This is a genomic window from uncultured Campylobacter sp., from assembly GCF_937980635.1.
Taxonomy (GTDB): domain Bacteria; phylum Campylobacterota; class Campylobacteria; order Campylobacterales; family Campylobacteraceae; genus Campylobacter_B.
On sequence record NZ_CALJPG010000021.1, the window covers coordinates 131,769 to 142,143 of the forward strand.

Annotated in this window: 13 protein-coding genes; 1 reads left to right on the forward strand and 12 read right to left on the reverse strand. The window is 50.7% G+C overall.

Going from position 1 to position 10,375, the window contains the following annotated elements; translation table 11 throughout:
- Positions 1-10: 10 nt before the first annotated feature.
- The 5 genes from Q0460_RS05425 to Q0460_RS05445 are packed head-to-tail and all read right to left on the reverse strand — an operon-like array spanning position 11 to position 5,294.
- On the reverse strand, positions 11-556 hold the full coding sequence (locus Q0460_RS05425; RefSeq protein WP_299085680.1) for a thioesterase family protein: 546 nt from the start codon (positions 554-556) through the stop codon (positions 11-13).
- Positions 543-1,667 (reverse strand): hypothetical protein, encoded by a 1,125-nt coding sequence (locus tag Q0460_RS05430; RefSeq protein ID WP_299085683.1) that lies wholly within the window; start codon positions 1,665-1,667, stop codon positions 543-545. The genes Q0460_RS05425 and Q0460_RS05430 overlap by 14 nt, the downstream gene beginning before the upstream one ends.
- Complete coding sequence (locus Q0460_RS05435) at positions 1,660-2,655, reverse strand: glycosyltransferase family 2 protein (protein ID WP_299085684.1); 996 nt, start codon at positions 2,653-2,655, stop codon at positions 1,660-1,662. Before Q0460_RS05435 ends, Q0460_RS05430 begins: the two co-directional genes overlap by 8 nt.
- Positions 2,636-4,774, reverse strand: coding sequence for an AMP-binding protein (locus Q0460_RS05440; RefSeq protein ID WP_299085687.1), 2,139 nt, complete (start codon positions 4,772-4,774; stop codon positions 2,636-2,638). The genes Q0460_RS05435 and Q0460_RS05440 overlap by 20 nt, the downstream gene beginning before the upstream one ends.
- Entirely contained in the window at positions 4,755-5,294 is a 540-nt protein-coding gene (locus Q0460_RS05445) for a DNA gyrase subunit B (RefSeq protein WP_299085689.1), read from the reverse strand. Before Q0460_RS05445 ends, Q0460_RS05440 begins: the two co-directional genes overlap by 20 nt.
- 544 nt (positions 5,295-5,838) lie before the next feature.
- Between Q0460_RS05445 and Q0460_RS05450 the strand changes: the two genes are divergently transcribed.
- Positions 5,839-6,042 carry a hypothetical protein gene (locus tag Q0460_RS05450; RefSeq protein WP_299085690.1) on the forward strand — a complete coding sequence of 68 codons (204 nt, stop codon included), beginning with the start codon at positions 5,839-5,841 and terminating at the stop codon, positions 6,040-6,042.
- On the opposite strand, the gene Q0460_RS05455 is transcribed toward Q0460_RS05450, so the two are convergent.
- Genes Q0460_RS05455 through Q0460_RS05485 form a run of 7 tightly spaced genes read right to left on the reverse strand, consistent with a single transcriptional unit; the run spans position 6,039 to position 10,366 of the window.
- The gene (locus Q0460_RS05455) at positions 6,039-6,317 is read right to left on the reverse strand and encodes an acyl carrier protein (RefSeq protein WP_298062739.1); all 279 of its coding nucleotides are present in this window, start codon (positions 6,315-6,317) and stop codon (positions 6,039-6,041) included. The genes Q0460_RS05450 and Q0460_RS05455 overlap by 4 nt on opposite strands.
- A complete protein-coding gene (locus Q0460_RS05460; RefSeq protein ID WP_299085692.1) occupies positions 6,310-6,576 on the reverse strand; it encodes a phosphopantetheine-binding protein in 267 nt (88 codons plus the stop codon). Before Q0460_RS05460 ends, Q0460_RS05455 begins: the two co-directional genes overlap by 8 nt.
- The gene (locus Q0460_RS05465) at positions 6,573-7,328 is read right to left on the reverse strand and encodes a 1-acyl-sn-glycerol-3-phosphate acyltransferase (RefSeq protein WP_299085694.1); all 756 of its coding nucleotides are present in this window, start codon (positions 7,326-7,328) and stop codon (positions 6,573-6,575) included. The genes Q0460_RS05460 and Q0460_RS05465 overlap by 4 nt, the downstream gene beginning before the upstream one ends.
- A complete protein-coding gene (locus tag Q0460_RS05470) occupies positions 7,325-7,894 on the reverse strand; it encodes a hypothetical protein (RefSeq protein WP_299085696.1) in 570 nt (189 codons plus the stop codon). The genes Q0460_RS05465 and Q0460_RS05470 overlap by 4 nt, the downstream gene beginning before the upstream one ends.
- A complete protein-coding gene (locus tag Q0460_RS05475; RefSeq protein WP_299085698.1) occupies positions 7,884-8,429 on the reverse strand; it encodes a hypothetical protein in 546 nt (181 codons plus the stop codon). Before Q0460_RS05475 ends, Q0460_RS05470 begins: the two co-directional genes overlap by 11 nt.
- Complete coding sequence (locus tag Q0460_RS05480; protein ID WP_299085700.1) at positions 8,419-9,954, reverse strand: beta-ketoacyl synthase chain length factor; 1,536 nt, start codon at positions 9,952-9,954, stop codon at positions 8,419-8,421. The genes Q0460_RS05475 and Q0460_RS05480 overlap by 11 nt, the downstream gene beginning before the upstream one ends.
- On the reverse strand, positions 9,944-10,366 hold the full coding sequence (locus tag Q0460_RS05485) for an excinuclease ABC subunit A (protein ID WP_299085703.1): 423 nt from the start codon (positions 10,364-10,366) through the stop codon (positions 9,944-9,946). Before Q0460_RS05485 ends, Q0460_RS05480 begins: the two co-directional genes overlap by 11 nt.
- Positions 10,367-10,375 lie beyond the last annotated feature (9 nt).

Sequence of the window (10,375 nt, forward strand, 5' to 3'; positions counted from 1 at the left end):
TCGCTAAATTTCACTGCTCGTTATCGCTAGGCAAAATTTCATTCGCCGCGGCGTTTTGAGGGCAGTCTTGCTCGGAAGCGGCTTTGTTCGCTACTGAAATTTCATTCACTGTCGAAATTTTATCTGCCGCCGAAATTTTACCTGCGGGATTTTTCTCTGCTAAAATTTTATCCGCGCACGCCTTTAACTGCGGCGGTATCTCATACAGCGTCCTTTTGGAATCAAGCTCCACCGCAGCTTGAGACGTAGTTGCCTTGGCTAATAGCGCGCCCGACAGGCTTTTGATGCGGTAGGAAAATTTTATGATCGTATCGCATTCGAGCAGCTCGATGCTCACTGCAACCTCGTCGTCAAAAAGTATCGGCGCGATAAATTTAAACTCCATTTTGATAATGGGATATATAAATCCATCATCTCTCATCTGCATATATGTGTAGCCCGCGTCGCGCCAAAACTCGCATCTAGCGTCCTCACAGAGCTTTACGTAGTTGCCGTGCCACATCACGCCCATCGGATCTGCGTCGTAAAATCTGGCGCGAAATTTATACTCTTTCATTCCTCTCTCCGCTATGAAATTTTTCGTCTTGCGCGGAGGATTTTGCGGCGGCCAAATTTGAATTATCTAAATTTAGCGCAGTATCCGAGCTCGCCGTACTTTTTAAATTTGACGCGGCATTCGAACTTGCCGTGTCGTTTAAATCCGCTACGCCATTTAAATTTGACGCAGCGTTTGAACCCGTCTCGCCGAAATTTTGCGCGCCGTCGCGCTCCGCATCGCTCGCGTTTTCCTCTTGCGCCCAAAAATCAAAGAAATTATACCATTGAGAAGGAAATTCTTTGGCATAAAGCTCTAGCTGCCGCACGTAGCTTTTAAGAGGCGGCGCGACCGATCGCGCCTTATCGCGGCTCTTTAGCGGCGCGGGTAGCGGCTGCAGCCGAAGCTCGTGGCCGCTGCGCCCTTCGTAGCACCATAGGCTAAATAGCGGCGCGTCTAAAATTTTAGCGAGCAGATAGCCGCCGATCGGGAAGTTTGCGCTGCACCCTAAAAAATCCTCGCTTTGAAATTTATCCGAGCCCACCGGCATGCGATCGCCCATTATCGCGATGTGCTCGCCGTTTTGCAGAAGCTCTTTGATTTGCAGCATCTCGCCGATGCCGAGCTCGCCGACGTAAAGAATTTTCACGCCGCCGCCCATCTTTTCGATAAATTTCATAAAATTTTCGCTGTGTTTGCGAAAGATCAGCACGTTGATTTTTATCCCCGCCGTGCTTGCCGAAAGAGCGCGCGCGATCTCGGTGTTGCCGAAGTGCGAAGTGATTAAAATTTTGCCCGTTCCGTCGCTTAAAAGCTCCTTCATACCGCTTTGCACGCGAATTTGATCCAGCGCGATCTTGCCGTTCCAAACCGCGATTTTTTCGCACAGACTGAGGGAAAATTTATAAAAATTCGCGTAAATTTCGCGAATCTTGGGCTCGCGATCAAGCGCGCGCCGCAAAAACTCCCCGATCGCGCGTCGCTCGTTTTTAAGCAGCGCAAAATAGATCGCCGAGATGCAAAGTGCTGTGCCTCGCATACAAAAATCTGGCGTGTGAAGCGTGATGAAGCGGGCTAAATTTAAAAGCGCCGCGCCCGCCTTTTCGTTGTTTTCGCTCCAGTGCTTAGCCATCGCGCCCGTCCTTTGCGACGGCATGTTGCGACGAGGCTTTTACGAGCGAACTTTGCGCTGAATTTTCCGCCTGCGGGCTTTGTGCTGCGGCCTTGTCGCCGCATTTTTCGGTACCGGCTTTTTCGTCTGCGCCGCCGCCCATCTCTTTTTTCGCACCTTTGCAGCTATCGCGCCGCGCATCGCTGCAAAGGTTTTGCCCCGATAGCCCTTGCAAAATTTCGTCTGCACTCTGCTCATCCTGCAAGCCGCGCTTTTTAAATTTATCGCAGGCGCGCTTTAGCACCCTTTTTGCAAGCCAAAGCGGAAGCTCGCAAAATAGCCTCGCGTGCATCAGCGAAATTCCAAAATTATCTCGAAACGGCGCGAAATGGCTCACCCCGCCCGCTTCGTAGTGCACCGCCAGATCGAGCCATTTTATCTCTAGCCCCGCCCGCGCGGCCAGGATTAAAATTTCAGCATCAAAGCCCATCCTGCGGCTCTTAGTGTGAGGCAGAAGCGGCACGATCCCCTCTAGCGGGTAAATTCTAAAGCCGCACATTGCGTCTTTTATGCGGTGCGAAAGGGTGTTGATCACGCACCAAAAATTCATTATCTTGCGTCCGTGCAAGCGGGACTTGGGCGCGCTTTCGTCATACACGGGCGCGGCGCAGATCAGCGCGGCGGGCTTGCGCGCCGCAAGCGCCAAAAACTCCTCGCATCTGCTTACGTCGTGCTGAAAGTCCGCGTCGATCTGAAAGGCGTGCGTAAATCCAAGCTCCTTCGCCCACGCCAGCCCGTCGCACACTGCAGCGCCTTTTCCGCCGTTTTGCGCGCGGGCGTAAATTTGAGCTGCAAGCCCCTTTAGCGCGCTTTTGCTCGCCTCGTCGCTGCCGTCGTCCACGATCAGCACGGGCGCGATGGGCGCTAGGGCGCTTACGAGCTCGGCGATACGCGCGGGATGGTTGAAGTAGGGCAGTAAAAACGCAGGCTTAAAGGCAGATTCTTCCACTGGCGCAGACCTTGTCGTTTGAAATTTCAAAGCGGAGCTTGCCGCTTGCCTCGGTGATTTTGATTGAAATTCCATCGCCCGGGCGAATGAAATTCGTAAATTTTAAATTTTCTATCTTTTGCGTGCCGTCCAGCTCGTAGCCGAGGGCTTTTGCGCAGATCAATACGAAGTGAAGCTGCATAAACGCGGGCACCAGCGCAAATTTCGCAAAGTGTCCGTCAAAATAAAAGTCGCTGGCGCGCACCTTCGCGCGAAACTCATTCTCCGCGCTCCGCTCGAAAACGGGCACCTCGTAGCGCTGCAGAGCGCTTAAAAAGTCCTTTTTGCTTAGCTTTCCCTGCTCGTTAAAAGGCAGCCTGCTTGCGATTTTAAAGTAGCGTAAAATCGCGCCGAATTCGGGCTTCAAAAAGGCCTTTAGCTCGTCCGTGACGCCCTTTTTACCGCCTGCGCGAAACGCCTGCTCGCCGCGCTCGCTAAGCTTGATAAGAGCTACGGCGCGCTCGCGCTGCGGGTGCAGATCGATCCTGCATTCGCCGATAAATTCGTGCGAGCGGAGCTTAGCTTCGAGCAGATCGAGGCTCACGCGGTTTTCGTTGATCTTGACGGTGCGGTCGCCGCGCCCCAAAAGCGTGATCTCATCTGCGTGCACATAGCCAAAATCGCGGCTTTCAAAGCGCTCGCACCAAGGCGAGCTGATCGTAAACTCGCCCGTTTGCGAAAATTTGTCGGCGGGCCGCTTTGCCGTAAATTTATCGAAAAGCCCCTCTGTCTGCGCAAATTTATCGTCGTGTTTCGTCGCGGCGATTGGTGCGGGGCTGTTTTTCTGGCCGGCTGCGGTTTTATCGCTAGCGTCTGCATTAAATTTAGACGCTAGCTCGCTCGAGAGGTTTGTGTCTTGTCTGTCCGCATTTTGCCCATCCACACGGCTCGTTTTAGGCTTTACCGTAGAATTTTCGCCGCAAGAGCTTGCTGCAGGATCGAAAGGCTTGTTCTCGCGTTTTGCCGCGCCGCTATCAATATCTGCGCGGATATGCACGCTAACGGGAACGAATTTTTTAAGTCCTGCACCCTCGTTGCAGGCGATCACGCCCGTTTCGCTGGAGCCATAAATATCGACGATACGGGCACTACTAAGCGCTGCCAACCTATCTCGGATCGCAGGACTTAGCGGCGCACCCGCGCTAAAAATAGTGCTCAAAGGCGCTATATTTGCGGCGTCTGCGTGCTCGCACAGCGCACCGAGCACCGTGGGCGAGCTGATCAGCACGGCACCGGCAAGATCGGCCGCAAGGATGATTTCAGGGTAGTTTAGGCCGCCTTTTTGCGTGCGCGAGCCGCAAAGTAGCGGCACGAAGATGCTAAATGTGAGCCCAAACATATTTTGGTGCGAGACGCCCGATAAAAATCGATCGCTTGCGCAAAGGCCGAATCTTTCTATCAAAAATCCCGCCTCTAAAACCATATCGCGCAGGCTTTTTTCGATATTTTTCGCCTCGCCCGTGGAGCCCGAAGTTTTGATATAAAATTTTTGATCGGCGCGCAGTAGATGCAAAGAGATAGGCTCTTGCTCGCAGGGCGCGTGATTTCGCAACGCGTTTTTAGATGAAATTTTAGGTGCAGATTTTTCGGTATCGCAAGACGAAATGTTTTCTAAATCATTAGGGCTGAATTTGTCTAAATTTTGCGCTGCGGCGAGATTTGGAATTTTCACGTCGCCGCCTAGATGAAATTCGCCGCTAAATTTGGGCTCTCGCAGCAGTACGGGCGCAAAGCCCGCAATCAGCGCGCCGAAAAAAAACGCAATGAACTCTGCCGCGTCCTCGCCGTAAATTTCAATCATCGACGCGTTTTTTTGCTCTTGCGTCTGCGCCGTTTGCGTGGCGTGCGCGGTATCTGTACCGCCAGAATTTTCTGCATCATTTAGATTTGCGCTTCTGCTAGAATTTTTCTCGTCTTTTAAATTTACGCTTGCCGCGCCACTTTGGGATTTGTCCGCGCCTTTTAAGCTTGCCGTTTCGCTCTGCTTGCACCCCGTTTTTGTCAAATCGCGCGCAATAGCCGCCGCAGCAAGGATTTCGCGCTCATAAGGCTTTAAAGAATTAATCAAATTTTTTAACATAAAATTTCCTAAAAATCATCTCGCCGCCGATCAGCGCGCCGATGAGGACGTATGAGATCGCGCCGCAATAAACGCTCCAATAAATTTTATCTCGCGGTAGCAGCAGTGCCGCGCTAAGCAGGCCGTTTAGCACGAAAAATCCGAGCCACACCTCGGTCAGCTTGCGCGTGTAGGCGCGACCGCGCTCGTTAAGACCTGGCTGCTTCAAAAGCGCTAGGCGCGTGATCGCGGGCGTCGATCTTAGGCTGAGCGCAAAAAGCGCCGCGAGCGAGAAATTTATTATGAGCGGATACAGATACGCGAGCGTTCCGCCGCTAAATATGGCGCACAGCGCAAAAAATGCCGCGCTCGCGCCCTTAATAGCGCGATCTTTACTTTCAAAAACAGCTCGCGCTCCCCATAGCGCGCTCATCGCCGCGAGCAAGCAGACCCGCGCGCCGCCGTGCAAAAAATAGAGGCCAAAAGGGTAAAACACGCTCAAAATTATGGTAGCTGTTTTTAAAAATATCGTTCGTCGCAATCTTTGCAATCCTTAAATTTAGCCGCGAGGGCTTGGTTTTTTTACCGCGGCGGTTGGGCTTTTATCGCGGTGGCTTTAGTTTCGTCGCAGCGGTTTTTAGCTTTACCGCGGCTGGCTAGGCTTTTGCTGCTGCGATTTTGGTTTTACCGTGGCGGTTTTTTTGGTTTTGCCGCTAGCAGCGCAATCGGCTCGATCTATACCGCGCCGAGATACTTTAAATTTAACCTCGGTGCCACGGTTTTGGGCGCCATACTTTTAAAATTTTAATTCAGCCGCGCCTACCGCATTTAAATTTCAGCAGTGCCGCTTTTAAATTTAACTGCGTCCTAATTTAACTCGCGGCGCCGCACCCGCGATCAGATCTGCTAAATTTAAATCCAGTCAAATTTTAAAATTTTGAAATTTTATGAAAACGACGATCGCAAAAGAAACGACGCCTTTTAAAATTTCAAAATTTCACCCAGGCTCGCAGATTTAAATTTTAAAATTTTAATCTGCAAAGCGCTTTACATACTAGCTTAAAAGCGGCAGGTAAGCGGACTTTATGCCGTGCCGCTTAAGCGCTAAGCCCGTAAAAGCCGCGCGTCGCGCACCTTTGATAATATGTGCCGCGCGTTACCAAAACACCGCACGCCGTCAAATAAACGACGCCTATGTTATCCGCTCGCTCGCCGTCTTTGTGCCGCCGCAAAGTAAACTGCCAAACCGCAACACCCGCGATCTTGCCGCGCCGCACGGCGAAATTTAACTCTCGCCGCCCGTAGTTTCCCCGCTCGCGCCTTGATCGAGCTTCGCGGCTACGGCATCCACGATGTCGCCGAGAGTTTGGATGTTTTTAAAATCATCGGGCATCAGCTTGTAGCCCGTGTTTTTCTTGACGTAATCGACCAGATCTATCGCGTCGATACTGTCTATCTGCAGATCCTCGTAAATTTTAGCCTCCGGCACGACCTTGCTCTCGTCGATCTCGAAAAGCTCCACGAGCGCCTTTTTTAAAATTTCAAAAATTTCATCTTTACTCATTTTTACTCCTATTTTCGGCGATGTATTGCGCCAAAGACGCAACGGATGAGAAAATTTGCTTTAAATTTTGGGTTTTTGAGCTAAGCACGATGCCGTATTTTTTCTGCACCAAAAGCCCGAGCTCCAGCGCATCGACCGAATCAAGCCCCAGCCCGTCGCCAAAAAGCGGCTCATCGTCATTTATGTCGCCTGGCGCGACGTCTTCGAGGTTCAGCCCCGAGATGATCAGCTCCTTAAGTTCCAAAATTTCTTCGTTCACAGATTCTCCTTTTCATATAGATTTGATATTTTTTCGTAGAGTTTGCGCACTCGGATCGGGTTTGGGCGATCCGGCTCGAAGCCCGTTAGATCGAGCGCGCACAGCTCGTAGAGGTCGTACTTCATCCGAACCTCGGGCGTATCGTACCATACTTGTCCTTTTTTTAGGCTTTTAGGATCCATTTTTATCGCGATGCAATTCATATTTTTTGCGAAATTTATCGCGATGTAAAACGCCGCTTTGTGCATGGCGATGCGATCTGCGGTGCGCGTGCCCTCGGGGAAGATGATTAAGCTTTCTCCTTGCTCAAGGGCGCTGCGGCACGCATCTATCATCGCTTCCGAGCCGGTATTTGGGATATAGCCCGCGGCTGCGATGGCGGCGGACAGGAAAGGGTTTTTGCACAGGCTTTCCTTGACTACGCAGTTTGCGCGCCGCACGTGAGCTAAAAAGATCACCACGTCAAGCAGGCTGGGGTGGTTTGCGATGATGAGAGTGCCGCCGGGCGGGAGCTTGCAGCGCCAGCTTACGCCGATACTGCCGTAAAGTCGCGCGAGCAGCAAAAATATGCGCCACGAGATCATTATAAAATCGCGTACGAAATTTCGCACGGCGCCTATGCGGTTTAGCCTCAGTAGCGCTACCGGGAGAAAGAGCAGGTTGCCTATCATACATAGCGCGCCGAAGCTTGAGAAGCACAGCGCGATGCCGATCTGCTTGATTTTGCGCCTTAGCGGATTTGTCTGCTTCATCGCGCGGCGCCTCTTTCGGCGGAGATTTTGCGGCAGCTTTTGTTGGGAATTTTGCGGCTATCGGCGAGGGTTTTGTTGTTCTCGGCAGGGATTTGATGGTTCATCATGCGCGCGATCTCGATAAAATTTCTACGGCTTGCCGCTCGCCGCATCGCATTGAAATTTCTGCGGTTCTCTGCGCGCGATATTTCGCCTTGCGGCGTGCGCCGAAGTAATATATTTTTCGTGCTCTGAGCGGAGGCGATCTCGGCGCCGTGCATATGCCGAAGCAATATAATTTTTGTGACGCGCGGTAAACTGTGATCTTGTAGAATTCCCGCCGCTTGCTGTGCGTACTGTCTCGGTAAAATTTTCGCAGCTTGCCGCATGTTTCGTCGTGCGTATTGCTGCGATGAAATTTCTATCTTTTGCCGCACATATCGCTGCAGTGCAATTTCTACGGCTTGTCGCGCGCGCCGTCGCGACGAAATTTCTGCGAAATGCCATATATGGTGTTTTGGCGCCGCCATATGACGCGCCGTCTGATTAAATTTATAGCTCGCAGCGCCGTTAAATTTAAAATTCATCGCAACCGCCTTGCTGTGCACATCTTACCTGAGCGGCTACTCGGCTCATCGCGCGGCTAAATTTAAACTCGTAGCCCAAGCTTTGCTCTGCTAAATTTATAAAATTTACAGCCTGCCGCGCGTACCGTTTCAGCTCGCCGCATCTGTCTTTATAGTGGAATTTTACGGTGTTTTCCGCGCGCCGCTGCGGTAAAATTTTCATAGCCCGCAACTCGCACCGCTTAGGAAGATTTTTTTCAGTTCGTTGCATATGCCTCAGCAGCGCATTTTCGCAATGGACCTCATTGCAACGCGATTTGGGGGCGTATGGCGCGCGCCCTTTCAGCGTGCTTTTAAGATGCGCCGTTTGATCAAGCCTGTATTTGATAGCGCGGCTAAATTTAAAACTTTCACTATATCTGAGCTTGGCGGAGCGGCTAAATTTAAAGCTCGTCGTTCGCGCCTTTGCAGCTCCGTGTAGCCCGGAATTTTGGTCAAATTTGCTTGTCTCGCCGCGCTTGCTCATGCGATGAAATTTTGCTATTTTAACGCTCACGATCTTGCCTTAAAAAAGCTGCGATTTTAGCGGGATCTTTGACGCGCCAAAGATAGACCAAAACCCCGTCGCTGCTGCGCCATTCGCGCTTGCCGGAGAGGATTTTAGCCAAAAATTCCACCGCGGTATCCAGAGGGATTTCGCCACCCTCTTTAAAGCTTCGTAAAATTTCATTTTCGGCTCGCGATTTCGGATTTTGTGCCTCTATGCTCTGTGCCGTCGCATCCGTAACGTGCGGCGAAATTTCAATCTGCACGTCATCTCCTCGCTGAAGCACCAGAAGTAGGGCACAGGCAAAGTCGCAGCGCTTCAGATAGTCGTTATTTGCCTCTTCAAAATAGCAGAGCAGGGCGATTTTATCGTTATGCGACTTGCATTCGCCGTTTTTTCCATTTTCGTTCGCGTCCTGCGCGGAGCCGGAATTTTCCGCGCCTTCTTTCAGCCTCGCAGTGGCGATTATTGCGCCGTTTTCGAGCGCGCACGCTGCGGAGATCGTCGAAATTTCGGCGTGATTTTGCGTAAAAATAGCATTTTGCGCCGCAATCGCGTTGAGTACGCTGACGCAAAAGCTCGAAGGCGAGACGCTTTCCTCCATCGAACCGAGCAGGCTAAAACAGCGGTTGATTTCTCCCAAGCGCGAGCAAAAGACGAGCGGCATCCCTTCGTGCTGCATCGCGGTATTATCGTTCGTTTTGAAATTTTGCATTGCTGAATTTAAGGAATTTTCATTTATCAAATCTTGCGGCGTCGAATTTAAATTTTGCGGCATACAATTTAAAGAATTTTCGCTAGAAAAATCTTGCTGCTGCTGATTTTGTGCGGCGGTGCGGCTTTTATTCGCATCTAAAACTTGCGACGCGAAATTTAAGGAGCCTTTATCGGCTAGGCTCTGCGGCGTATTTTGCGAAATTTCGCCTAAAAGCGAGATGCAAAGTTTTGCCCCAAGCCCCAAGCGGCGGCGCTGTAATGGCGGAATGTGCGTAAGAGACGGCTTTTTCTTTAAAGCTTCGAGTGCTAAAATTTCCTCTTTTAAGCGGGCGTGAGCAGAAATTTTTAAATTTTCTACGGAGCTGTTTCGCAAAGCCTCGCCCTCGCGCGCGGCGAAATTTTTATAAAGCTCCGCCGCCTTTTCGGAGCTGCAATCAAAAGTGCGCGAGGGATTAAATTTAGACACATCCGCTTTGTAATTTAATACTTGCTGCGAGCCGAATTCGGTAGATTTTTCATCAAAACCTTCCGCGGCAAGGTCGCAACCTGCGCTTTTGTTATTTTCGCACACTGTAAAATTTGCAGAATTTATAGAATTTTGCTCGCAGTACGAAATATCTGTAAAATCTTGCGTAGAATTCGCCGTAAAATCATACGTAAAATTTTGATCCGTATCGCAAGCGGGATCGGATTTTTCGCCTAAGCTTACTTCGGAAATCCCGTCCGAGCAAGCGGCGAGGTTCTTATAAAACTCCGCCGGCTCGCCCGAAATTATCGCGCTTGCGTAAGATATACCGAAGCTTAGTTTATTTTGCAATGTAGCCTCTTAGCGTGACGCCGCTCATTATCGAGCCTACGCCGCACTCAAACTCTTTGTCGCTTACGAAAACGTTTTTGTAATAGTAGCTCGTGATATTGACGACCTTGTCTCCGCCCTCTTTTTTGGCGCGATCTTGAAAGCTAAGTAGCGCTGATAAAAACGCGCGGTTGCATGCGGCTTGATCGGTCTTATTGATACTGTTTGTTTTTTTGTTCGAGCTTAGCTGCTGCGTGATCTTTCTGCCTGCGGATTTATTGCCGAAGTAGAATTTTATGTTTGGATCAAGCTTGGCTTTAGCGTCGGGCTCTGCGAGTGCCGCGGCGATCGGGAAGCGCACGATATCGTTTTTGGCATAAGCCAAATTAGCGACAAAAAGTGTCGCAACTACGAAAAATAGAAATTTTTTCATTTTCTCTCC